The sequence below is a fragment of the Rhodococcus sp. H36-A4 genome (assembly GCF_027158005.1).
GTDB lineage: Bacteria > Actinomycetota > Actinomycetes > Mycobacteriales > Mycobacteriaceae > Rhodococcoides.
This window is the reverse complement of record NZ_JAPVLQ010000002.1, coordinates 686,688-710,383: the sequence shown is the minus strand read 5'-3', so window position 1 is coordinate 710,383 and position 23,696 is coordinate 686,688. Positions and strand designations below refer to the sequence as shown.

Here is a 23,696-nt window from a genome sequence, read left to right as displayed (position 1 = left end):
AGCATCGACGCCGTCTCCACCCAGTGAAACCGTTGTCCGACATACGTTCCCGCGCTCGGAGCAGTCGGCGCCGGTTCGGCCAGAAGGTGCTCCTCGCGAACCGGCATGAAGCACGAGACCAGGTCAGGCCAAAACTAGGCCGGTTTCAGCCGCCGTAGACCTTCGGGTGAAGAGTTCCGATGTACGGCAGATCGCGATAGCGCTCGTTGTAGTCGAGTCCGTATCCGACGACGAATTCGTTGGGAATGTCGAAACCCACGTTCGCGACCTCGATGTCCACTTTGATCGCGTCGGGCTTGCGAAGCAGTGTCACCACCGACAACGAGGCAGGGTTACGAGTGGCAAGGTTGCGCTTGAGCCAGGACAGCGTCAGTCCCGAATCGATGATGTCCTCGACGATGAGTACGTGACGGCCGCTGATGTCGCGGTCGAGGTCCTTGAGAATTCGAACCACGCCGGAAGACGACGTCGACGAGCCGTACGAGCTGACCGCCATGAACTCGAGTTGCGTCGGAATCGGGAGCGCGCGAGCAAAATCCGTCATGAACATGACGGCACCCTTGAGGACACCGACCAGGAGAAGATCACCCTCCGGCGCGCCCTGCGGATAACGCTCGGCAATCTCGTTGGCAAGCTCGATCGTACGAGTCTTGATCTGCTCCTCGGAGATGAGAATCGATTCGATATCGCCCTCGTACACGGCGCTTCCCTTCAATTGTTTCTCGTACCTTCACAACTCTCGCAGATTCAAGCACCGCCATGTCGCAGGCTCCACTCTTGCTCGAGCATCAGCCTGCCACGTCGACGCGCGACCACCAACCTGGCGTCGGACGCCCCTGAACGGACAGCTACGCCCCCCTGCCCGTGCCAATCTCCGACGAGATCGTCTATCAGCCGTAACTGCTTGTCCGACAGCGCCTTCACGCCACTCCGCAGCAACCACAAACGCAATGCCCGACGACGCAACGCAGCGGGGACCGACGTGAGGGTCGTCACGTCCACTTCTGGTTCGGCGAAGTTCTCCCTTATCAAGGTCTCGGCCATGGCGTCGAGAACCGTGAGGTCTTCACGAAGTTGCGTCGCCGTGCGAGCAAGAGCCGCCGCGACACCACCACCGAGCGCATCTTCGAGCAGCGGCAGAATCTCGTGCCGAAGCCGGACTCGAGTGAAATCGGTGTCCGTGTTGTGCGGATCCTCGAACGGCGTCAACCCCAACTCGGCACACGTTTGCCTTGTCACTGCTCGCCGAACCCCCAGCAGTGGTCGGCCCCACGGCTGATCCACCGGGGACATACCCGCGATCGATCGCGGCCCGGAGCCCCGCGAGAGTCCGAGCAGAACGGTCTCCGCTTGATCGTCGAGAGTGTGCGCGAGGAGGACCGTGGCGTCGCCGCGGTGGCGGTTCAATGCCTCGTACCGCGCGCGACGAGCCGCGGCCTCCATTCCCCCCGAGCCACCGACGGTCACCGTCAGCACCGACGCGTCGATGCACCCCAGCTCCAGTGCCGTCGCTGCAGCAGTCTTTGCCACCGTGTCCGATCCCTGCTGTAGCCCGTGGTCGACAACTAGTGCTCGGACGTCCGGGGCCTCCGCGGCCACTGCAGCGGTCAGAGCGAGTGAATCGGCACCGCCGGACAGTGCGAGCACCACTGGGCCCGGGCTCGATGCGATCCACCGACGAACTGCCTGGCGCAGCTCGAGAATCGCAGGCTTCTCCGGCAGCGCCACCCCGGTACGCCGCATCATCGAAGTACGCGGGCGATCCACCGGTCGGGGTCCTCGATCTCGTCGAGAAGCGGCAGCGTGGCGGCGTCGGTCCAGATGGTGTTGAACTGTTCCATGCCGACCCTGCCGACGACGTGGTCGACGAACGCTTTGCCTCGCACGTACTGCGCCATCTTCGCGTCCATCCCGAGAAGGGCCCTGATGAGGCGTTGGAGTGGGTTGGTCTTTCGTCGACGCCTGCTGTCGAAAGCCTGGCGGATTTGCTGGACCGAGGGCACCACTGCGGGCCCGACCGCGTCCATGACGTGATCGGCGTGACCTTCGAGGAGCGTCCCGAGCACGAGAAGTCGATCGATCGCGTCCCGCTGGGCCGGGGCTTGCGTTGCGCGCAGCAACCCGACGATGCCCGCGTCCTCGGCTTTGCCGGATTGCTTCCGGTTCTTCAACGCGCTCGTCAATCTCGCCGCGAATTCACCGATCGGTTCGTCGACACCGCCGGACAACAGTGCGACGGAACTGCGCATGTACTCGCCCAACCACGGCGCCGAGGAGAACTGAACTCGATGTGTCACCTCGTGCAGGCATACCCACAGCCGGAAGTCGCTCGGCGGCACTCGCAACGCCCGCTCTACGGCGACGACGTTCGGTGCGACGAGCAGAAGCGTCCCGTGCTCACCGGTGAACGGGTCGTACTGACCGAGAATCGCGCTGGACAGGAACGCGAGCATCGCGCCTGCTTGCACACCCGCGGGTTTACCGCCGAGCAGACCGGAAGGAGGCTCTGCATCGGCATCGCCTGTCAGGTGTTTCATCGATGCCGATGCTGCGTGGATCCACCCTGCCCGATCGACGACGAGTGCCCGCGGTACCGGAAGTCCGTCGGCGAGACCTGTCGTTTCACGTACCGGTCCTTCCGCACGCACCGACGCCTCCGACAACTCGGCGACGACAGCTTCAGCGGTGTATCGGGAGATCGACGGTTCTTTCGGAGCCAATTTGGCACCGGTCTTCGCGGCCAACGCCCAATCCACGGACCCGCTGAAGCCTTCTGTGTCCGCTGCTTCGTTCGTCATCGGCAACCACACAGTCTGAGAGTAGCCGCCACGGCGTCGAGCGCCGGTCTGCTGACTTCGGGTGGACGGTCGTTGGACATCAACGCGAACGTCAACGTCCGGCCGTCCACATCCACTACGTATCCAGCGAGAGCACTTGCGGTCGACAAGGTGCCGGTCTTGGCCCTCACCCAGCCTGCACCGACGCGTTCGGCGCTGGCGTATCGATCCGACAGCGTGCCGGTGGACCCGGCGACGGGAAGGTAGTCGAGCATCGGGCGGAGTTCGGGCTTGCCCGATCCTGCGGCCGAAGTCAATATCTGATCGAGCAGTCTTGCCGGGATCACCCCGTCGACCGACAGTCCGCTCGAATCGTGCAACTCGAGGCCGGACATGGCGAAACCGGCAGCGAAGAGTGTCTGTTCGATCGAGTCCACCGCACCGGTGAAGGAAGGCTGCGTGTTGGTCTCGATGGCGATCTCGCGCCCGATGGCTTCTGCGAGGACGTTGTCCGAGCGGCCCATCATCTGACCCAGACGATCACGAAGGGGTGCGGATTGAACACTCGCCACCTGATCGGCACCGGGTGGTGCCGATCCGGTGGACACCCGAGCCGGGTCGATCCCCAGGCCCCGGGCCAGCGCGCGACCAGCATCGAGGGCGGGCTCGACGCTTCGTGGGGACTCGTCTTCCAACGGATCGGATCGGCCGCCGTCGATCATGATCGGTTCGATCGGCGTGATGTAACCGGCTGCGATGTCAGGAGCGAACCATCCCTGTGCCATCGTCGGGCCGCTGTAGATGGATGTGTCCACGACGATTCTGTCGACCGGCGTACCGGATTTGGATATCTGCTCCACCAGATCGTCTATACGCGCCGAGCCTGAGTAGAAGCTCTCGCTACCCAGGGGCCGAGCGGTGATCGTCGGATCGCCGGCGGCCACGATGACGATCTCACCAGCGGATTGCCCCTTCACCACTCTGGTGGTGACGCGATGTTCCGGTGACAGCGCGAGCATCGCCGCGCCTGCCGTCAAGACCTTCGTCGTCGATGCGGGAGTCATCGGGGTGTCCGGCCCCGAGGACCACAGCACCTCCCCCGTGACGGCGTCGGCCACAGATCCGGTGAATGCGCCGAGATCCGGCGATGCGACCACCGGCGCGAGCGCGGCAGCGATACCTTCGACGGAGGGTGCAGGTGCAATGTCCGATATCGGCGCGATGGTCGGCACGAGCGTTACCGGGTCCGGCTCGGGCGCGAGAAGCACCTCGGAGTTCGTATCGGCTCCGTGCGGGACGATGGCCGCAATTGCTGTTCCGCCCGCAGCAAGGACCGATACCGCAACGAGAATCAGAAGGATGCGGGTTCTCCGTCGCCGCCTCCCAGCGGTGGGACCGAGATTTCGCTTGGTCAACCTGGCCAACATTCCTCCATCGGTGTCTTCTTCTTCCCGTTGCCAGTTTCTCCAACAGTATCCTCGGGTCCGGTACGCTGACCCCGCCACCATCGTGCGTCATTCGAGACGCAAGACGAGAACAAAGAAGAGCGAGGGCAGCGCGTGTCGTTCGACGTCACCATCGAGATCCCCAAGGGTCAGCGAAACAAGTACGAAATCGACCACGTTTCCGGTCGAATTCGCCTCGACCGCTACCTGTACACGGCGATGGGTTACCCGGCCGACTACGGCTTCATCGAGAACACCCTCGGCGAGGACGGCGATCCGCTCGATGCTTTCGTCCTTCTCCCGGAATCCGTTTTCCCCGGAGTCGTCGTCGAGGCCCGCCCAGTGGGAATGTTCAAGATGGTGGACGAGGCCGGCGGCGACGACAAGGTCCTGTGTGTACCCGCAGGCGACTCACGCTGGGACCACATCCAGGACCTCAGCGATGTCTCGACATTCGAACTGGACGCGATCAAGCACTTCTTCGTCCACTACAAGGACCTCGAGCCCAACAAGCACGTCACGGCCGCGGACTGGGTAGGCCGGGCCGAGGCAGAAGCCGAAATCGCTGCATCGTTCAAGCGTTTGGCAGACAATCCAGAGCACTGAAAACCTTTCGACACCTGCAGTTCCGTACTTGAATGTTCCCGGCAGGGGAAGTGTTTGCGCTTCCCCTGCGGTACGCAGCACAGCATGGTTCGATCGACGCACTAGTGGGGAGATTTATGAGCGAAAGCAATTCCGTCGATTCGTCCGCAGATTCGGGCGAGCGTCGTAAGAACAGACAAGTCAGCTTCGTCTCCGATGCAGGACAATTTCCGGAGCTGCCGGTGACGGTTGTTCTCGACCGCATCCCCGTGCCGATTCTCGCGGTCGATCCCAGTGGCGCAATCGTGTTCGCGAACGAAGCCTTCGACGATTTGTTCGGCACCGAGGAATCCGCTCGTGCAGACTTTCATTTGCACGACATCTTTCCCGATCAGGCCCCCGAGGGCGTCAACGTCGCCGACATGTTCTTGACGACGGTTGCCACGCGAGCTGATTCGCTGTGGCGCATGACCGACAAGACCGGCGATGTGGTCCAGGTTCGGGCCAGTAAATCGATCCTTCGTCGAGCCGAGGACACGGTCGTACTCGTCGCGCTGGAGGACTTCACCGATCAACTCTGGAACGACCCCAAAAGCGCCCTACGCTGACTCCGGGTCGTCATGCCTCGACCCGGGTAGCCCGGAGACGAGACATGACCGACCTGGATTCGGTCCTCACGAACCTCTGGACGCATCCACTCTGGATCGCTCGTAATCGGTCAGAAATCTGTCCAACAGTTCGACCAATGACGCACGGTCGTCGTTCGACCAGTCCTCGATGATCTTGCCGATGTGCGCGGTCCGGCGCAGCTGGATTCGATGAACTACTTCCTTGCCCGACTCGGTGACGGCCAGGGCAAACGCTCTGCCGTCGCTCTCGTCGCGAACACGTTCGACATGCCCACGGTCGACGAGCTGGGCGACCTGCCTGCTCACCGTCGACGGGTCCGAGTTGACCAGTGCCGCCAGCTCACTCGACCTCATCGGGCCGTCGCGAAGCAATCGAAACAAGCACACGAAAGCTGCCCCGTCGACGCCACCGGACTCTTCGGTCAGCTGCGCGATCTTGCGGTCCCGTGCGCGCTGCAGACGCACCAGCTGGGTACCGATTTCTTCGGCGTAATCCACGGTGGGTCAGCTTCCGGAGAACTCTGCCGGGCGCTTCTCGAACACTGCGGTGATCGCCTCGGTCAAATCATTCGAGGCGAGGAAAGCCGCGTTCCAAGCAGCTACGAATCGAAGGCCGGCGTCGACGTCGGCTGCACGTGAGTTGTCCAGGACCTCCTTGACGCCCTGCACGACGAGAGGCGGGTTGGCGGCAATCTCTGCTGCCGTAGCCCGAGCACCGGCGATCAGCGCGTCGTGGCCCTCGAACACGTCGTTGATCAGTCCGATCTTCTCGGCACGAGCGGCGTCGATGTCCTTGCCCGTCAATGCGAGTTCGCGAAGGTGACCGTCGCCGATGATCGCGGGCAGTCGCGCGAGCGAACCCATGTCGGCGACGATGGCGACCCGCACTTCGCGAACACTGAATTTGGCATCGGAGCTGGCGTACCTGATGTCGGCGGCACTGATGAGATCGAGGCCGCCGCCGATGCACCAGCCGTGCACGGCTGCAACGACGGGCTTGCGGCAGTCGGCAACGGCGTTGGTAGCCAACTGCATCCGCTTGATCGTGTTGTGGAATGCGGTGCGCGGACCCGCAAGGGCCTTGTCTGCCATCAGCGGTGCGAACTCGCCTGCCATCGCTGCCAGGTCGAGACCGAAAGTGAAGTGTTTGCCCGAGCCGACGAGGAGTATTGCGCGTACGTCGGGATCAGCGTCGAGCTGCGCGAAAACCAGTGGACACTCGTTCCAGAAGTCCGGGCCCATCGCGTTACCCTTGCCAGGACCGATCAGGGTAACTACCGCCACATGGTCGGCGATTTCGACGGAAAATGCGTTCCAGATTTGTTCCTTCATGCCGCTGAGCCTAGCGGCATGCCTGCGGTCACCTATTAGTAGAGACCGAAGATTCGACCGATCAGCCCAGCTGCGACGATGATCACAACTAGCCCGATAAGACAGAGAAACACGATCGGCAATGCCAACCCTCGCTGCGGCGGTTCGTGATGTGGCCCGCCGACGCCAGTTTCTGCCGGTGGCGTATCTCCGGGCTGAACACCGCCGCCTTTTTCCAAACCTGCGGTTTCGTTCGGATCCGGGTTCTGAGCGCTCATATCGGGTCGGATACCCGATGAGATCCGCTTCAATCTTGCTCGGTCGCCCGGGCGATTGCCCCTGCGAAGAGTTCGGTGATCGCGGCCCCGATGGTTCGTTCGTCGATCTCGTCCGGATCGACGGAATGCTCGACGGACAGTCCGGAGATCAGGGCCAGCAGTGACGTCGCGACTTCCCGCGCATCGAGGGTGTCCGCTACGTCCCACGCCTCGGCTCTGGCGGAGATCAGGTTGGCGAGTTCTTCGCGAAGGAGTCGACGCTCGCGTCGGTAGCTCTCCGCCAACTTCGGGTCTCGACCTGCATGTATGCCGAACTCGGTCACCAACAGTGGCCACCGGGGCTCGGCGACGATCCACGACGCGATGGCGCTACCACCTGCTCCGGCAGCGTCGCCGGGCCCGAGGTCGGACACGTCGTCGACGACTCGCGCGGCGAGTTCCAGCGAACGGCGCGAGAGCAGCTCGGCGAACAGCGCCTGCTTGGACTGGAAATTCGAGTAGACGGCGCCCTTGGTGAATCCGGCTCGTCTTGCGATGTCCTGGAGTTTGGCTGCCGCGAATCCGTGTTCGGTGAACTCGTCGGCTGCGGCGTCGAGCAGCCGTTCACGCACGTTCTCGCGTCCGGGCCTGGCCGTCGGCATTTGTGTCGACAACCACTCTTCTTGACCATCTACTATCACGATACCTAGAGTATTCAATACCTTAGGTATTTACAATTTTTCGAGAGGGAGTTCGACCCATGCGCAAGGTTGTCTGGCTAGCGGCCGGAGTGCTGATACTCCAACTCGGCTTCATCCTCAGCTATGTCGCGGCTTTCCATCAGCCCACGCCTCGTGAGATTCCGATCGTGGTCGTAGCCGAGCAAGGACTCCCTGCCGGAGTGGACTCCGACACAGCCGACAAGCTCAACGCCATCGACGGCACTCCCCTCGATGCCCGAACTGCTGCCAGCACGGGTGATGCACGTGCAATGATCCGCAACCGAGAGGTCCTGGGCGCCTATGTTCTGAGCCCGACGGGCACCGATACACTCATCACCGCCAGCGCTGCAGGCAGTTCCATTGCCAGCTCGCTCGAGGCAATCTTCACCGAAGTCGACCAGAGCCAGAACCGCACCTTCGTCGTCCGCGACGATATTCCCGTGAGTATCCACGACAACCGCGGATTGTCCGGCTTCTATCTCTCCGTCGGTTGGGTCGTCGGCGGGTACCTACTCGCGGCAGCAATCGGGCTCCTCATCGGCGCACCGAAGTCGCTACGCGAAGCGTCGGCTCAATCCGGGGTGCTCATCGGCTATTCGATCCTGTCCGGAATCCTCGGTGCGTTCATCACCACGCATGTCCTCGGCACGTTCGCCGGCCACTGGTTCCCTCTCGCACTGCTGGGGACAGCCGTGGTTCTGGCCACAGCACTGTTCACGCTGGGGCTACGCGCTGCGGTGGGTGTTGCCGCTGTGCCGATCGCGATCATCGTATTCGTCATTCTCGGAAACCCCAGCGCCGGAGGCGCATTCGGTCCGAACGTGCTTCCCGAGTTCTATTCGGCAGTCGGTCGCTGGATCACCCCAGGTGTCGGCACCGAAGGCGTTCGGAGCATCGTCTACTTCTCCGGCACCGGCCTGGGACAACCGGCCCTGGCACTCGCCCTGTACACAGTGATCGGACTCGCCCTGTTCTTCGGCTTCACCTACCGCAGACAACAGAAATCTTCGAACCTCCCAGTCGACGCCTAGTACGAGGCACGGACTGCCGTTTGGCAATACGCTTGCCCTATGCACCGGCTTCTTCACCCGAACGCAGCCCACGTCGCGGACGTCCTGATCTCGCGTGGACATCACGGGGTGGTCGTCACCGCGCCCGTGCCGACAGTGACCGCCGACGCCGCCGCCGAATCTCTCGGCGTCGACGTCGGCGCGATCGTGAAGTCGCTGGTGTTTCTGCTCGACGACGACCCAGTGCTACTGCTCGTCTCCGGTGCGCACCGCGTGAACCTCGATCGGACAGGTCGGCGCTTGGAGGGCACGTTGTCGCAAGCTTCACTCGACCTGGTCAAGCACTGCACCGGTCAACCGATCGGAGGCATCGCACCGGTGGGTCACCCGACGAATCTGCCCACATACGTCGACGAGCAACTGGCCGAGTACCCCGAATTATGGGCTGCTGCAGGACATCCGAACACGATCTTCCGGACGACCTATTCGGAACTGCTGCGCATCACCGCCGGACTCGCTCTGTCTATGACATGAAAGCAAAGGCTGCGGGGACATGAAGGCAGATGCGGAACGAGTAATAGTGCGAGCTACGAGGCGAGCACGTGCGAGGCAGGTCGAACTCCGGTGGCTCCCTCCACCTTCGACGCCGAGAACGCAACGCCACGATCTTCCAGCCACGGCACGACGCCGTAGGCGACCTTGCCGAAATTCGCTTCCTGGGGACCCACTGCGATCAGGGTGACGCCATCGGCGACGTCAGCAGCTTTCACATCGGCTATGAGGCCTGCCAGCCCGACGGGTGTACCGATATAGCGAATCGAGGCCGGAACTACCGGGGCGTCGAGGCCTGAAAACTCTCGACGGGCAGTGCGTGCATCGTCCGCAATATGTATCTCGATATCGAGATACACGGCCACGTCGTCGGCGTTCTTGCCCGACTCGACGGCCTCGGCGCGTAGCCGCGTGCGCAGATTCTGCGCTTCCCGTAGGTCCTCGGCCTGAATTCTCACCATCTCCGAAGACGGAGTCGAGTCGGTGAGTTCGGTCCACTGACCCAACACGTCGAGGGCCAGCCGGATGGGGCGAGCGTGGGCGATATCGGAACTGTGCGACATGCGATCGTGTCCTTCGTACAAGGCAAGGGATGCGGCTTCTGTAAGGGTCTAACCCGAGCGCCTACAAGATCCGGACGCGGTCCGGCACAAATCGACGTACCTGTCGCACCAGCGACGGTTGCGCCACAAGACAATTGCTGTCATATTCCGATGCTAACCGCTTCAGCCGGCGATGGGGCTTCGTTCCACTCAGCGGCACCTGGCTCCCCGAGGGCACTCACCGGCACCGCGGCAGGAACACAGGCCGATCCGACTCCTGCCTTCCCGTCCACCAGATCGGGGAAGGGACGCGGATCGGGCACCGGATTCCACCATCCGTCCTCCTCCGCGTACGTCCACGAAGCACCCTCGTGCACGAGCTGCGTTATGGCTCCGAGCAGGCGATCGACGTCGGCGCCCGAGCTTCCCAGACCGAGGCTCGCCCGCACTGCCCCGTCGGGACGGCCTAGGCGCGCAAGAAGTGGATGCGCACAGAATTTGCCGTCTCGAACACCGATGCCATGCTCGGCCGACAGGTAGGCAGCAATTTCACCGGGCCCGAAGCCGTCGATCGTGAATGTGACGATCCCCACAGTATCCGGAGCGTCGGTCCACACTTCGAGCAAGCGCACGCCGGGGGTTGCCGTCAGTCCGGCACGCAATCGGTCCGACAGAGCACGCTCGTGTTCGACGGATCCCGATCTCTCGTGCCCGGCGAGCGCCTCGCACGCCGCAGCCACTGCGGCGACACCGAGGAGATTGGGCGTGCCTGCTTCGTGACGCGCGGGCGAGCGCGCCCATGCAGTGGATTCCACGCTCACACTATGGACGGCACCGCCCCCTGCCAGGTACGGCTGAGCCGCATCGAGCCAGTCGCGACGACCCACTAGCACTCCTGCACCGTGCGGGGCGTACAGCTTGTGGCCGGAGAAGGCGAGGTAGTCGATGCCGAGGTCGCTGATGTCGACTCGCCGATGCGGTACCAACTGGGCGCCGTCGACGAGTATGCGGGCACCGTACCGATGAGCCAGCTCTGCGAGTTCACGAATGGGCAACACCTCACCGGTGACATTCGAGGCGCCCGTGACAGCAAGCAACGCAGCAGGTTTCGTGGCGAGCTCGACCTCGATACGCGCCACTGTCTCAGCGAGGGTGTCGGCAGCAACGACGACACGGCGGTCCCGCCACGGCAAGAGGTTTGCGTGGTGCTCGATGTCGAGTACGACGGTCTCACCGGGCACGCACCGTGCCAGCAGGTTGAGCGAGTCGGTGGTGTTCCTGGTAAAAATTGTCACCGAGTCGCTGTGTGCAACAACAAAATCCGAGACAGTCGCACGAGCCTTTTCGTACGCCGCCGTCGACACGCGCGAGGTATAGCCTGCACCGCGATGCACACTCGAGTAAAAGGGCAGGAGCTCGACGATCCGATCGGTCACCGCTGCGAGAGCGGGAGCACTGGCAGCGTAATCGAAGTTCGCATAAGTGCAGTTACTGCCGTCGACCAGCGGGACCTGGAGGTCCGCCCCACTGACCACGGCGAACGGTGCGCACGAGCTTTCGAGAACAGCAGTCATGACAAATATCCCCTTGTAGATCAAGGGACTCGAAATATCGAAGAAGGATGATCGAGTCCGCGCTTGCCGCGCCGGTATTCCGGCGTCAGCCAGGTCGTCACCCGGAGCACCCCACCGCGGAGGAGGGTTGCCGACCAGCAAGCCGGGGCTCGATGCTGGTACTCATGACCTGTGAAGAGGATGGCAAACGGTCTACGAGGTTGTCAACCCTTCCGGTAGGAAATCGCGTCTCCAGCCGAGCCGAAGCCGTATCCCGAGTAGAATTCGCGCGGTGTCGAGCCTCACCGATCCATCCGTCCGTTCACCTTCCGGCCACCCGAACATGAGATAACGACCGTCGAGGTTCACTCGCAATTCGGAACCAACGAGAAGAAGGACACCCGGTTTTCTGTGCAACCACAAGCGGATTCGGCCCCCGAGCTGCCTTCGGCCGACGTACCCACCGACTTCTTGCGCTCCGAGCACGCGCCCGAGCAGCGCACGCTCATCGATATCCTCCGCGCCACCGCAGAGCAATACCCTGACGCACCCGCAATCGACGACGGCACTGTCGCGGTGTCCTACAGCGAATTGCTCGTAGACATCGACGAGGGATCACAGTGGCTGTCTCGGGCCGGTGTTCGCCGCGGCGATCGCGTCGGAATCCGCATGCCGTCGGGATCCTTCGCCCTGTACGTCGCCATTCTGTCGATTCTGAACGCCGGGGCGGCCTACGTGCCCGTCGACGCGGACGACCCGGACGAGCGCGCCGAACTCGTATTCGGGGAGGCCCGAGTCACCGCGGTGGTGACCGCTAGCGGAATCGTTGCAGGCACTGCCGAAAAAGACACTGCACCCGCCTCGGACGTCGGCGCCCCGACACCCGAGGACGACGCCTGGGTCATCTTCACCTCCGGGTCGACCGGGACCCCGAAGGGGGTGGCCGTGAGCCACCGCAGTGCAGCGGCTTTCGTCGATGCAGAAGCGCGCATGTTCATGCAGGACGATCCACTCGGCCCCGGCGATCGTGTGCTGGCAGGCCTGTCCGTGGCATTCGACGCATCGTGCGAAGAGATGTGGCTCGCCTGGCGTCACGGCGCCGCATTGGTGCCCGCACCCCGTTCGCTCGTGCGCAGTGGCCTGGACCTGGGTCCGTGGCTCGTCTCGCGCGACATCACCGTCGTGTCGACGGTTCCCACTCTGGCGGCCCTGTGGCCTGCCGTCGCCCTCGAAGCAGTCAGGTTGCTCATCTTCGGCGGCGAGGCATGCCCACCCGAGTTGGCCGAGCGTCTCGCCGTGGACGGGCGCGAAGTGTGGAACACCTACGGTCCGACCGAGGCGACCGTCGTCGCCTGCGCATCGATCATGGACGGCAAGGGTCCGGTGCGTATCGGGCTACCTCTCGACGGCTGGGATCTCGCGGTCGTCGATGCTGCGGGCAAGCCCGTAGCCGTCGGAGAAGTCGGTGAACTGGTGATCGGCGGTGTCGGACTCGCCCGCTATCTCGACCCCGAGAAGGATGCCGAAAAGTATGCGCCCATGCCCACGCTCGGCTGGGAGCGCGCATACCGCAGCGGAGACCTCGTCAAACTAGAGCTCGAAGGTCTGCTTTTCCAGGGTCGCGCCGACGATCAGATCAAGCTCGGCGGGCGACGCATCGAACTCGGCGAGATCGACAACGCACTACAGGCCCTCCCCGGTGTTGCCGGCGCTGCCGCTGCAATTCGCACCACCGGCGCGGGCAACTCGGTGCTCATTGGTTATCTGTCCAGCACCGACCCGAACTTCGATCTCGACGCCGCGCGCACCCTGCTCGCCCAGCAACTTCCATCGGCGCTCGTTCCGCGGCTCACCCTCGTCGATGAGCTGCCGACACGGACGTCGGGCAAGGTGGATCGAAACGCGCTCCCGTGGCCACTCCCCGGCATGGGCGAACAGTCCGGGCTCGGCGGAACCGCAGGATGGGTTGCCGAACTGTGGACCGAAATTCTCGGCGCTCAGGTCTCCGACGACAACGCCGACTTCTTCCAGAACGGTGGCGGATCGTTGTCCGCCGCGCAGTTGGTAACAGCGCTGCGTCAGCGTTTTCCCGAGGTCACCGTCGCGCAGTTGTACGACCATCCGCGGCTCGGCTCACTCGCCCGCATGCTCGACGACCTCGCACCGCCGGTCGACGTCGTTCCGCGTGAGGTCATCCCGACACCGCGTCGGGCGCAGTGGATCCAGATCGCCGCAACGGTGCCGCTGACCACGCTGACCGGTCTGCAGTGGGTCACCTGGCTCGGCATACTCGCCAACGTCATGTCGTGGTTCGCCGACGTCCCATGGGCGCCGACGGTGTCCTGGTGGTGGCTCCTGGTCGCATTCTTGCTGTTCATAACGCCGGTCGGCCGGATGGCAATCTCGGTCGTCGGCTCACGCCTGCTGCTGACCGGAGTCAAGCCCGGCGCCTACGACCGCGGCGGCAGCGTGCATCTGCGCCTGTGGACGGCAACGCGCCTCACCGACGCCAGCGGCGCATCCAACCTGTCCGGCGCGCCGTGGATGGTCTACTACGCCCGAGCACTCGGCGCGAAGATCGGCAAGGGCGTCGATCTGCACACCATGCCTCCCGTTACGGGAATGCTCGAACTCGGCGACGGCTGCTCCGTCGAACCCGAGGTCGACCTAACCGGTCACTGGATCGACGGTGACATCGTCTACGTCGGCGGCATCAGGATCGGTGCAGGGGCAACTGTCGGCGCACGATCGACGCTCCTTCCCGGCACCTCGGTCGGCAAGAACGCCGTCGTCACTGCAGGTTCCGCGGTTGTCGGACGCGTCAAAGCCGGTCAGATGTGGGCGGGCTCCCCCGCCACGAAGATCGGCAAGGCCGAGCACCCGTGGCCCGAGGAAACACCACCTCGCGCGACCCGGTGGATCGTGGCGTACGGCGTCGCGTCGCTGTTCCTGTCGGGTATGGCGATCTTCTCGATCGGCGTCTCGTTGGTACTGATGGGTTGGTGGCTGCACACTGCGACGACGCTGCTCGGTGCACTCGGCCGCGGCGTGCTGCTGCTACCTGTCGCCACGATGGTCTCGCTCGCGACGTTCGCGCTCATCACGGTGGCCGCGGTGCGTCTGTGCAGCATCGGCCTGACCGAGGGCTATCACCCGGTTCGCAGCCGAATCGGCTTTCAGGTGTGGGCAACGGAACGAATCATGGACTCCGCGCGGACCTTCCTGTTCCCGCTCTACGCCAGCTTGTTGACGCCGGGATGGCTGCGACTTCTCGGCGCCAAGATCGGCAAGGACGTCGAGGCCTCGACAGTGCTGATGATTCCGAAATTCACCACCGTCGCCGACGGTGCATTCCTCGCCGACGACACGATGATCGCAAGCTACGAGCTAGGCGGCGGCTGGATGCGCCTCGGGGATGCCAAGGTCGGCAAGCGCGCATTCCTCGGCAACTCGGGCATGACGGGTCCAGGACGCACAGTCCCGAAGAACGGCCTCGTCGCAGTGCTGTCGGCTACCCCGGACAAGGCGAAATCGGGATCGTCCTGGCTCGGCAGCCCACCCGTGCGGTTGCGTCGTGCCTCCGGGAGAGCAGACTCCTCGCGCACGTTCGATCCGCCGACGAAGCTCAAGATCGCCCGGGCATTCGTCGAGACCTGCCGACTGATCCCCGTGGTTGTGACGTTCGCGATCGGCCTTGGTGTGTTGTTCGGACTCTTCGCACTGGCCGACAGTCATGGGTACTGGCTTGCCGCTCTACTCAGCGGAGTCGTACTGCTGATTGCCGGTGCCGTCGCCGCCGCCATATCCGCGCTGGCGAAGTGGGCCTGGGTCGGCCGCATCGACAAGGTGGAGCACCCGCTGTGGAGCTCGTTCGTGTGGCGCAACGAAGTGTCCGACACGTTCGTCGAAACCGTCGCGGCCCCGTGGTTCGCGCGGGCAGCAGAAGGCACGGCGGTGCTCAACATGTGGCTTCGTTGGCTCGGCGCGGACATCGGCCACGGAGTCTGGTGTGAAACATACTGGCTGCCGGAAGCCGATCTTGTGACACTTGCCGACGGCGCGACAGTCAACCGTGGGTGCGTTGTGCAGACGCACCTGTTCCATGATCGGATCATGTCCATGGACAGCGTCACCCTCGGACGAGGAGCCACACTGGGGCAGCATTGCGTCGCACTGCCTGCCGCGGGAATCGGCGACGGTGCGACCGTCGGGCCGGCATCTCTGGTCATGCGCGGTGACACCGTGCCTGCGCACACGCGTTGGCAGGGTAACCCGATCGCGCCGTGGGCAAAGGGCGATCCGTACCGCCGGATCACTGCAGCGGCCGAGGTGACCCTGTGAAACCTGGCCCGAAAACGGTGACTCCGATGTTCGACCTCGACGCCAACGATGCGCCGATCGACCCGTACCTGCCCGAGAGCGGCAACCGCGGATATCGGGTCTCGCGGTACGAGCTGGATCTCGAATACAAGGTCGACAGCAATCGACTGACCGGAACGGCACAGATAACCGCCGTCACCACCGCGACCATTGCGAAGTTCGCGCTCGATCTCGGGCCTGCACTGCGGGTGTCCAAGGTGTCGGTTAACGGGTCTCGCTCGGTGAAGTTCTCGCAGCAGCGCGGCAAGTTGAAGATCACCATGGCCAAACCGATCCTCTCGGGTGGGGCGCTCGTCGTCACCGTGCATTACGGCGGAATTCCCAAGCCCATCAACAGTTTCTGGGGTGAAGTCGGCTGGGACGAACTCGCCGAAGGGGCCATCGTCGCGAGCCAACCCAACGGTGCCGCGTCCTGGTTTCCCTGCGACGACCATCCCGTATCCAACGCGAGCTACGGCATCACGATCACCACGGACTCGCCCTACTATGCGGTGGCCAATGGAACGTTGGTGCGCAAGCAGACTCGGGCGAGCCGCACGACGTGGGTATACGAGCAGCCCGAACCCATGGCGACGTACCTTGCCACCATCCAGATCGGGCACTACGAGCACCGCGTCACCAGCACCGAGCCCGTACCGATAGAGGCGATCATCCCTCCACGGCTGCGTCGGCACTACGATCACGATTTCGGCCGTCAAGCCCAGATGATGGAGACCTTCGTCCGCCTGTACGGCCCGTACCCGTTCGCGGCCTACACCGTTGTCGTCACCGATGACGAACTGGAAATTCCGATCGAGGCGCAAGGCATTTCGATCTTCGGCGCCAATCATTGTTCGGGTGATCGCCGCTTCGAACGCCTTGTCGCACATGAGCTTGCGCACCAGTGGTTCGGCAACAGCCTCACCCTCGGAACCTGGGCGGACATCTGGCTACACGAAGGCTTCGCGTGCTACTCCGAATGGATCTGGGTCGAAAACTCCGGTGGCGCAAGCGCTCACGACAAGGCGCAGCGCGCATACGCCATCCAGCAGACCTTGCCGAAGGATCTGATACTCGGCGATCCAGGCAAGGCCAAGCTGTTCGATGACCGGGTCTACAAACGTGGCGCGCTGGCATTGCATTCACTGCGGAGGACCGTGGGTGACGAGCGGTTCTTCGCACTGATTCAGCTGTGGACCAAAGAATATCGCTATTCGACGGTATCGAGCCAGGACTTCATCGACCTGGCATCACGCTTCGGTTGCCCGCGAACACTCTGGGACAGCTGGCTCTATCAGGCGGAGCTACCGGCGCTTCCTTAGGCTCCGGCACGCTTCCGTAGGCTCCGCCGCCGACGCACATTTACTCCGCTATTCGGAATTCGTACCCTCTGCAGGGGGTACGAATTCCGAATGGGGGAGTAAATTGCCGCCCCGCACGACTCAGGGAAGGTGCGCTCTCGACCGAGTCCGAACGAACACCCAGCAGAGCGCAGCGAGAACCGATCCGAAGACGAAGATGGCGGGATAGGTCACGACCCCCGGCCACTGCTCGGTGAGCGCGGACAGAATCGCCGGTATCGCGAACCCCAGGTACGTGAGTGAATAGAACACAGCGGTCAGTCCGGCCAAGTCATCGGGGCCGGCGATACGTTGCACCTCGTGCAATCCGGATACCAACGCCATGCCGTAACCGCAACCGAGCACTGCCGCCGCGATGAGAGCGGCGGCGATCGTCAATACCGATGCGGCCCACGCTGCGAGCAACATCCCGACGACCAGAATGGCGAGGGCAACGAGCGCCCCTCTGGCGTGAGTCGGAGTGTCGATCTTGCGCCCGATCGCCTGGATGGCGAAACCGGAGCCGAGCGCGATCACCGACATCAGTGCCGACAGTGCGATGGGGTAACCCCCACTGTTGTCTGCCATCAACGATGGCAATACCGCGTACGCGACACTTGCGGCACCGAACACCCACGGCGCCAAGGGAACTACGACCAAAAGGAATCTTCGGTGCGACGCCGCGGGGATCAACAGATCTTTGCGAAGCGGTTCACGATCCAACGGCGGCACGGCAGCCCGCGTCTCCGGTACCGACGCCATGCCGATCCCTGCGAGGACGCAGATGCCCACATGAACGAGGTACGCGAAATGCGTCGGCCACGGCGCCCACTGTGCCAAGATGCCGGCGACGCCTGCACCGAGCGCGAAACCTGCAGTCAAACTCATCGCCGCGCGACGTGCTCCCGCGCCGGCTGCGGCCGAAGAGTCCAGGGCGGTCAGCTCTTTCACCCAACTGCCGCCGACGGCCATCCCGATACCGAGAGCGACTCCGCTGAAAACCCGGCCGCTGAACAGCACGCCTGCGCTGTCGGCGCCGAACGAGATGAGAATCGATCCGGCAGCGGCCACTGCCGTCGCGGGCAACATCACCGGCCGTCGCCCCAGCCGGTCGGACAGCGGCCCGCAGATGAGCAGCGCGGGCACTATCCCGATGACATACGCGAACAGAAACAAATCGACCGTGACGGCAGAGAAGCCGTGCTCGAGCCGGTACATCACCAGAAGCGGGGTGAATTCGTTTCCGCCCCATGCGACCGCGAACATGCCTGCGGCGACGAGTAGCCAGCGAGCAGTACCGACCTTGGTGACGTTCGACTCGGTGGAGAGTGCGGTCATTTCCGACCCCCCTCGGTCAATCCATGCACCCGGTTCATGTGTCGCTCTACCGCATCAGCGAAACCGTCGACGTCGCCTGCTTCGATCAAGTCGGAGAGCTCGGCGTGATCGTCGACGATCCGCGAGATCTGCCCGGGATCGCGGATGAGTGAATGCGCCGTCATCCGTCGCTGACGCTCGCGAAGACCGGTGTAGAACTCGTCGAGAAGTGGGTTTCCGCCAGCACGCACTATCAACCGGTGAAAGTCTGCGTCGGCAGCGCTGAATTCGGCTGCCGTCCCTGTCTCGACGAGGCTGCGTTGGTGCTCGAGGTTGCTGCGGAGATCAGCGAGAAGTTCGGTTCGGGCCCGTTCGTCACGGACGACAGTGCGAACGCTGGCAGTCTCGACGATCCAGCGCGCCGAGACGATATGTTCGGCCTCGCCGGGCGCGATCGGCACGACGAGTGCTCCTCGCTTGGGATAGAGGCGCATCCATCCTTCGACCTGAAGTCGGAGGAACGCCTCGCGAACCGGAGTCCGGCTCACGTCCATGCGTCCGGCGATGTCACCTTCGCTGACCAGCTCTCCGCCGGGAAGTTCACCGGTGACGATGAGTTCCTTGACGGTCAGGTAAGCCTGCTCCGATGCCGATGTCGAGTTCGATGCGGGGATAGACACAACATAGATACTAGATGTCGATGCTTCCCCGCCTCATCTTGGACTTCGTCACACAGGCCCATACAGCGAACCGCTCATTCGTCCTCACCCTTCTTGAACACGCGCCGAGCAGTCGGAATGAGCACCACAAGTGCCCCTATGAGAACCACAACCGAGAACACTTCGAGCCACATGCGCTTACTCCTTCGGGAAGACCAAGAGCGGACAACTATGACGCCGGCGCGAGCCAACTGCCGGCTGGAATGTTGCGCAGAATCGTGAACGCCACCACGACGGCGACACTCGCGACGAACAGCCACGTCGGCGGACGCCTGATGCCGAAGGCCCTGCCGCGCGCACGGGCGCGTAGCCACACGCCCCACACCACAACCCCCACGACAACGAGTACGACGGCCAGCGCGTTCGTGGTCAGGGCGGACTGTGGGTCACCGCGCACCAGGTCACCGAGGGCCCGCGTCGTGCCACACCCTGGACACCACAACCCGGTGACGGCATGGATCGGGCACGGAAGATACGTCGACGTCCGAGGATCCCGGACGTACAACAATGCCCCGGCTGCGACGGCGAGAACTCCGACAGCCAGCGGCGCTCCTGTCCCCCTACGCAGGTCGAGTGAGATCACCTGTTCCACGATATCGGTGATGCGAGCCCAGGACGTCCGACCAGCTACTACAACTCAGCCCTGAACAAGAACGGTTCCCGTCATGTCCGGGTGCGGGGTGCAGTGATACGTGTACGTTCCCGGTTCGGTGAACGTGTGGGTGAACGTATTCGAGGTCATCAGCGGGCTACGGAAGGACTTGTCATCGGCGACGACGTCGTGCGTGATGCCTCCGTCGTCGAACACCCAGGTCACCGTGTCGCCGACGTCGACGGTGATGCTCGCGGGCGTGTAGCTGCGGTCTTTCACCGTCACCTGGTTCGCCACCGGCGCCGGAGCTTGTTCGGGTTCCGGCGAGGAACAGCCGATCAGAGACGCGAGGACGAATGCCGATGCGATACACCCTGAGAAGGCCCTCGAAGTTTTCACTTCACCGAGGCTACCGGCAGGCGGGTGGTCCTGAGCTCGGGTAACATCATCGCGGAAGTTCACCCCTGCGAGAGGCACCACCCATGACCGAGCGACACGGTCGCAGCAGCGCAGCTGCCCTGTTCTCCCTCCTGTTCGTCCTCGTCGCTTCGCTGATGGGGTCGGCGACCGCCCAAGCAGCGCCTGCACGCTTCGTGCCCGCGGGGGAAATCAGCCCAACCGTCGGCTTCGATCCTGCAGGCGTTCTCCAATGGCGACTCGATCAGGTGTTCATCAACCAACCGATCTTCGTCCGGGTCGATCCCGCGCTCCCAGGCTTGAGCGACTTCTCCCTCAACAACTGGTGCAACTGCGCCATCAACTGGTTCAACAACACCACCCAGGTCGGTGGCGTCGCATACCCCGGACCGCTGGACACCGGGCCCATCCGCACCGGGTCGGGTGACGTCTCGGCGTGGACCGACATCCCGGGCGGCTGGACGATCGTCCGCGGTAACGGTCACTGGTGGGTTCCCTGAGTTCTCGCAGCTATCGGAACACCTGCTCGCCCAGATAGCCTCCTTCCTCGACCCCCGGCGGAATCGCGAAGACCGCAGACCCAATGGGGGTTGTCCACTCGTTGAGCGCATCATGGGCGTCCAGTCGTTGTTGCACCGGAAGAAATTGACTGTCGATATCGCGTTGGAAAGCGGCGAAGATCAGGCCGGAGTTGCTGGTCGTGCCATCCGACGGTGGATCGTCGTAGTTGTAGGCGCGGCGGAAGAATCGCTCACCGTCATGGGTGTGATGCGCACGGGCGATGTGCGAAGCCGGTGAGATCACCGATATACCGAAGCGGTCGGTAGCCTCGAAGTCCGCGACGTCACGCTCGAGCTTCCCGGTCAGCGGCGCCCCGGTGTCGAGTCGCCGCCCCAGCACGAACTCTCTTCCTCCACGGTCCAACTCGTCCCACGTATCGAGTTCGACGGCAATTCTGCGCAACACCAGTGAAGTTCCGCCGGTACTGTCCCACACCAGAGCATCGAAATCCGTTGCTGGATCGGGATTCTCGGTACCGTCGACCTGCCCCATCAGATTCCGCATCGTGGCGCCAGAGGGCTGCGCTCCGTGTGCTGCTCGAAAACCACGTTGAACCCAGCGGATCGACGCCGTCGAGCGCACATTCTTGGCCAACACGCGGACTGCGTGCGCGAGGGAAACGGGGTCGTCGGCGCACAGCTGTAGCAGTAGATCACCTCCGCTCCAACGCAATTCGAGTCGGTCGATACCGAACTCGGGCAATGGACCCAACCACCCCGGCTTGGTTATACCGGAGGCGCCATATGCGCCGGGGCCGAATCCGACAGTGACGGTGAGCCTTGCTGGGTCCAGTGCCAGTTCGGGCTCGGTATCGGCCAAAGCCGGCAATCCTTGCGTCAATCGCGCAGCATCGGCTGTCCACATCTTCATGATGCCGACGACATCGGCCCTCGTCGCGCCCGCTCGCAAGTCGAAGGCTACGAACATTCCGTGGGCTTGCGCTGGGGTGGCGATCCCGGACTGATGCTCACCGTAGTAGGGAACCGTCAGGCCTCCGAAGTCGGATTCAGCAGGCTCCCTGGCGATTCCATAGGTCATTCCGGCAGCGCCGAGTGCGGCGACACCTCCGCCGAGGAGGTGTCGCCGACTGATTCTCGTGCGATGCGGAGGTGTCCGCTCAGCCACCGTAGTTTTCCTGCGCGCCCGCGAACTCGCGGACCTGCGCCGTGAACGTCGAAGTCGACCCATCCTCGAAGGTCAGCGTGAACTCGGTGTCACTACCCGGGTCCAACGGCGCACTCACCCCCATCAGCATGATGTGGTCGTCGCCTGCCTGAAGCACTTTGGTTTCGCCACCAGCGACAGTGAAGCCACCATCCTTGGGCTTCATGACCATGGAACCATCTGCGCTGGAGACGATCTCGTGCAATTCCACCATCGGAGACGAAGGCGACTGCGCGGATACGACGCGCACCTGCCCCTCCCCGGTGTTCTGGATTTCAGCGAATGCCGAGGTCATGCCGTCGTCTGCCGCCTTGACCCATGCTTCCCTGACGGTGACGGAGTCCGCCTCGGGCGTCGGGGCGTCGTTCGAGGAACAGCCGACGAGCAGCGTCCCGGCAGCCAGTGCCACAAGCAATGTTCTTCCGAATGTCATGACGCCTCCATAGTGTTGGTTCGATGCCGGACTCCGAGTGCGGCATCGATGATGAGAAATACAAGAAGGCTGATTCCGAGCAGTGGCACGAACCACCCGAGGGCGGCGAACCCGATCACGAAAGCCACCTTCTTCACGAGGGATCGACGTGCGAACCCGCCGCGAGCAGCCGGGCTACCCACCACTGCGCCCACAGGACGCCGTTGCCACCACATCAGGTACCCGCGCACGATGACGGTGACCAGTGCGGCCACGAGCAGAGCCAGCGCGATCTGATTGACCAGGCCGAACAGAATGCCCATGTGCAACGCGATGCCCCACGTCGAGAGCTTCGCCGCGAGGGGCCACTCGCTGAACCAGTTGGTGTCCACCACATCGTTCGTGGCTCCGTCGATGGCGATCGAGCTGGGCGAGAATACGAACGGTTGCCGGGTCTGTGTAACGACGAACGCGGAACTCGGATCGGTGGGAATGGTGACCTCGACCTTGCCGTCGATACCCTGCGATCGAGCAGTTCCGAGCACGGCATCGACCCGGCCGACGCTGGAACCGAACGAGTCCGGGGCGATGGGTGTCATCGCCGGCATGTCGTGCCCTGCATGTTCGCCCGCCGACGTGCTCAATGCCGGAGTGGTCCATTTCAACGCCGTTCGGAGCTCGGTGATGTTCTCGCCCGCAGAGGCCGACCAGGTCAGGCCGGTAGCGGATAAGAAGATCAGTCCGACCGCGGTCCAGATACCCACTCCTCCATGCCAATTCCTGGTACGGACGCGACCTTCGACAGAACGGTCGACGGTGAGCAGGCGTCCACCGCGGCGGTAGCGTCGCACCCATAGGACAACGCCGCCGAGCGCGACGACCCACAGCCAGGAGGCAGCGAGTTCGCTGTAGATGCGTCCCGGTTCACCGAGATGCAGGTTTCGGTGTAGCTGACCGATCCAGGTGCGAATCGGAAGAGCATTGCTACTGCCGTAGACGACGGACTCACCGACGGAGCGACCGGTCACCGGATCGACGAACACCGCCATCTGCTCGGATTGGCCGAGAGAGGTGTCGGTGAACATGACCCGGGTGGTGTCGCCCACCTCGGTCGAAGGCCTCACTGCCGACACCGTCAGGTCGGGTCGAACCTGTTGCGCTGCAGTGACTTGTTCGGCGACGGAGACAGTCGGGCCAGAAGAATTCGTCTGCAGCAGATCGCTGTAGACGATGTTCTCTGCGGTGGGAGCAAGCGCGTAGAGCCCGCCGCTGATGGCGGCGACGAGAATGAACGGGGCGATGAGAATGCCTGCGTAGAAGTGCAATCGCATCACCAGGGACGGGCGGGGTCGGGAACCTGTCGACCCCGATGCATCGGTCGAGGGCAGAACTGTGCCGCCTTCGACCGTGCCGGTTTCAGGCATGGGTGTGC

24 protein-coding genes and 1 riboswitch are annotated in these 23,696 nt (G+C 63.5%); of the genes, 7 read left to right on the top strand and 17 right to left on the bottom strand.

Annotation, left to right across the window (positions count from 1 at the left end; all coding sequences use genetic code 11):
• Positions 1 to 145: 145 nt before the first annotated feature.
• From hpt to dacB, 4 genes are read right to left on the bottom strand one after another with little or no spacing between them, the layout of a single operon-like run.
• On the bottom strand, positions 146 to 700 hold the full coding sequence (hpt, locus tag O1W68_RS08275) for a hypoxanthine phosphoribosyltransferase (RefSeq protein WP_269302890.1): 555 nt from the start codon (positions 698 to 700) through the stop codon (positions 146 to 148).
• 47 nt (positions 701 to 747) lie between these two features.
• Positions 748 to 1,743, bottom strand: coding sequence for a tRNA lysidine(34) synthetase TilS (gene tilS, locus O1W68_RS08270; protein WP_269302888.1), 996 nt, complete (start codon positions 1,741 to 1,743; stop codon positions 748 to 750).
• The gene (locus tag O1W68_RS08265; RefSeq protein WP_269302542.1) at positions 1,743 to 2,798 is read right to left on the bottom strand and encodes a zinc-dependent metalloprotease; all 1,056 of its coding nucleotides are present in this window, start codon (positions 2,796 to 2,798) and stop codon (positions 1,743 to 1,745) included. Before O1W68_RS08265 ends, tilS begins: the two co-directional genes overlap by 1 nt.
• On the bottom strand, positions 2,795 to 4,204 hold the full coding sequence (gene dacB, locus O1W68_RS08260) for a D-alanyl-D-alanine carboxypeptidase/D-alanyl-D-alanine endopeptidase (RefSeq protein ID WP_269302540.1): 1,410 nt from the start codon (positions 4,202 to 4,204) through the stop codon (positions 2,795 to 2,797). The genes O1W68_RS08265 and dacB overlap by 4 nt, the downstream gene beginning before the upstream one ends.
• A gap of 132 nt (positions 4,205 to 4,336) precedes the next feature.
• Here dacB and O1W68_RS08255 point away from each other — a divergent pair, with 132 nt between their 5' ends.
• Positions 4,337 to 4,828 (top strand): inorganic diphosphatase, encoded by a 492-nt coding sequence (locus O1W68_RS08255; protein ID WP_269302538.1) that lies wholly within the window; start codon positions 4,337 to 4,339, stop codon positions 4,826 to 4,828.
• A 116-nt stretch (positions 4,829 to 4,944) separates the two neighbouring features.
• Positions 4,945 to 5,415, top strand: a complete 471-nt coding sequence (locus tag O1W68_RS08250) for a PAS domain-containing protein (protein WP_269302537.1) — start codon at positions 4,945 to 4,947, stop codon at positions 5,413 to 5,415.
• Positions 5,416 to 5,481: 66 nt separating this feature from the next.
• Here O1W68_RS08250 and O1W68_RS08245 read toward each other — a convergent pair whose 3' ends face one another.
• The 4 genes from O1W68_RS08245 to O1W68_RS08230 are packed head-to-tail and all read right to left on the bottom strand — an operon-like array spanning position 5,482 to position 7,636.
• Positions 5,482 to 5,934 (bottom strand): MarR family winged helix-turn-helix transcriptional regulator, encoded by a 453-nt coding sequence (locus O1W68_RS08245; protein WP_269302535.1) that lies wholly within the window; start codon positions 5,932 to 5,934, stop codon positions 5,482 to 5,484.
• Positions 5,935 to 5,940: 6 nt separating this feature from the next.
• Positions 5,941 to 6,768, bottom strand: a complete 828-nt coding sequence (locus tag O1W68_RS08240) for a crotonase/enoyl-CoA hydratase family protein (protein WP_269302533.1) — start codon at positions 6,766 to 6,768, stop codon at positions 5,941 to 5,943.
• 35 nt (positions 6,769 to 6,803) lie between these two features.
• Complete coding sequence (locus O1W68_RS08235; RefSeq protein ID WP_269302532.1) at positions 6,804 to 7,025, bottom strand: DUF6480 family protein; 222 nt, start codon at positions 7,023 to 7,025, stop codon at positions 6,804 to 6,806.
• A gap of 29 nt (positions 7,026 to 7,054) precedes the next feature.
• Entirely contained in the window at positions 7,055 to 7,636 is a 582-nt protein-coding gene (locus O1W68_RS08230) for a TetR/AcrR family transcriptional regulator (protein WP_269302886.1), read from the bottom strand.
• Between the two features lie 128 nt (positions 7,637 to 7,764).
• Between O1W68_RS08230 and O1W68_RS08225 the strand changes: the two genes are divergently transcribed.
• On the top strand, positions 7,765 to 8,757 hold the full coding sequence (locus O1W68_RS08225; RefSeq protein WP_269302530.1) for a hypothetical protein: 993 nt from the start codon (positions 7,765 to 7,767) through the stop codon (positions 8,755 to 8,757).
• Between the two features lie 39 nt (positions 8,758 to 8,796).
• Positions 8,797 to 9,270, top strand: coding sequence for a YbaK/EbsC family protein (locus O1W68_RS08220; RefSeq protein WP_269302528.1), 474 nt, complete (start codon positions 8,797 to 8,799; stop codon positions 9,268 to 9,270).
• Positions 9,271 to 9,323: 53 nt separating this feature from the next.
• Here the strand turns inward: O1W68_RS08220 and O1W68_RS08215 are convergent, their stop codons facing one another.
• Positions 9,324 to 9,851, bottom strand: coding sequence for a hypothetical protein (locus tag O1W68_RS08215; protein WP_269302526.1), 528 nt, complete (start codon positions 9,849 to 9,851; stop codon positions 9,324 to 9,326).
• Positions 9,852 to 9,991: 140 nt separating this feature from the next.
• Positions 9,992 to 11,404 carry an aminotransferase class V-fold PLP-dependent enzyme gene (locus O1W68_RS08210; RefSeq protein ID WP_269302523.1) on the bottom strand — a complete coding sequence of 471 codons (1,413 nt, stop codon included), beginning with the start codon at positions 11,402 to 11,404 and terminating at the stop codon, positions 9,992 to 9,994.
• Between the two features lie 54 nt (positions 11,405 to 11,458).
• A riboswitch (SAM riboswitch) is annotated at positions 11,459 to 11,574 on the bottom strand.
• Between the two features lie 220 nt (positions 11,575 to 11,794).
• Between O1W68_RS08210 and O1W68_RS08205 the strand changes: the two genes are divergently transcribed.
• Both O1W68_RS08205 and O1W68_RS08200 read left to right on the top strand, forming a co-directional pair.
• Positions 11,795 to 15,724: a Pls/PosA family non-ribosomal peptide synthetase gene (locus O1W68_RS08205; RefSeq protein ID WP_269302522.1), complete on the top strand. Its 3,930-nt coding sequence runs from the start codon at positions 11,795 to 11,797 to the stop codon at positions 15,722 to 15,724.
• Between the two features lie 26 nt (positions 15,725 to 15,750).
• Positions 15,751 to 17,064 (top strand): M1 family metallopeptidase, encoded by a 1,314-nt coding sequence (locus O1W68_RS08200; RefSeq protein WP_269302885.1) that lies wholly within the window; start codon positions 15,751 to 15,753, stop codon positions 17,062 to 17,064.
• Positions 17,065 to 17,184: 120 nt separating this feature from the next.
• Here O1W68_RS08200 and O1W68_RS08195 read toward each other — a convergent pair whose 3' ends face one another.
• The 4 genes from O1W68_RS08195 to O1W68_RS08180 form a co-directional block, all read right to left on the bottom strand.
• On the bottom strand, positions 17,185 to 18,420 hold the full coding sequence (locus O1W68_RS08195; RefSeq protein WP_269302519.1) for an MFS transporter: 1,236 nt from the start codon (positions 18,418 to 18,420) through the stop codon (positions 17,185 to 17,187).
• Complete coding sequence (locus O1W68_RS08190; protein WP_269302517.1) at positions 18,417 to 19,079, bottom strand: GntR family transcriptional regulator; 663 nt, start codon at positions 19,077 to 19,079, stop codon at positions 18,417 to 18,419. Before O1W68_RS08190 ends, O1W68_RS08195 begins: the two co-directional genes overlap by 4 nt.
• A 208-nt stretch (positions 19,080 to 19,287) precedes the next feature.
• The gene (locus O1W68_RS08185) at positions 19,288 to 19,701 is read right to left on the bottom strand and encodes a DUF2752 domain-containing protein (RefSeq protein ID WP_269302515.1); all 414 of its coding nucleotides are present in this window, start codon (positions 19,699 to 19,701) and stop codon (positions 19,288 to 19,290) included.
• A gap of 54 nt (positions 19,702 to 19,755) precedes the next feature.
• Complete coding sequence (locus O1W68_RS08180) at positions 19,756 to 20,109, bottom strand: cupredoxin domain-containing protein (RefSeq protein WP_269302513.1); 354 nt, start codon at positions 20,107 to 20,109, stop codon at positions 19,756 to 19,758.
• Between the two features lie 83 nt (positions 20,110 to 20,192).
• Here O1W68_RS08180 and O1W68_RS08175 point away from each other — a divergent pair, with 83 nt between their 5' ends.
• Positions 20,193 to 20,627, top strand: a complete 435-nt coding sequence (locus O1W68_RS08175) for a hypothetical protein (RefSeq protein WP_269302511.1) — start codon at positions 20,193 to 20,195, stop codon at positions 20,625 to 20,627.
• A 10-nt stretch (positions 20,628 to 20,637) separates the two neighbouring features.
• Here O1W68_RS08175 and O1W68_RS08170 read toward each other — a convergent pair whose 3' ends face one another.
• Genes O1W68_RS08170 through O1W68_RS08160 form a run of 3 tightly spaced genes read right to left on the bottom strand, consistent with a single transcriptional unit; the run spans position 20,638 to position 23,688 of the window.
• Positions 20,638 to 21,813, bottom strand: coding sequence for a Dyp-type peroxidase (locus tag O1W68_RS08170; protein WP_442972300.1), 1,176 nt, complete (start codon positions 21,811 to 21,813; stop codon positions 20,638 to 20,640).
• Positions 21,806 to 22,285, bottom strand: coding sequence for a copper chaperone PCu(A)C (locus tag O1W68_RS08165; RefSeq protein WP_269302510.1), 480 nt, complete (start codon positions 22,283 to 22,285; stop codon positions 21,806 to 21,808). Before O1W68_RS08165 ends, O1W68_RS08170 begins: the two co-directional genes overlap by 8 nt.
• On the bottom strand, positions 22,282 to 23,688 hold the full coding sequence (locus O1W68_RS08160; RefSeq protein WP_269302508.1) for a PepSY-associated TM helix domain-containing protein: 1,407 nt from the start codon (positions 23,686 to 23,688) through the stop codon (positions 22,282 to 22,284). Before O1W68_RS08160 ends, O1W68_RS08165 begins: the two co-directional genes overlap by 4 nt.
• Positions 23,689 to 23,696 lie beyond the last annotated feature (8 nt).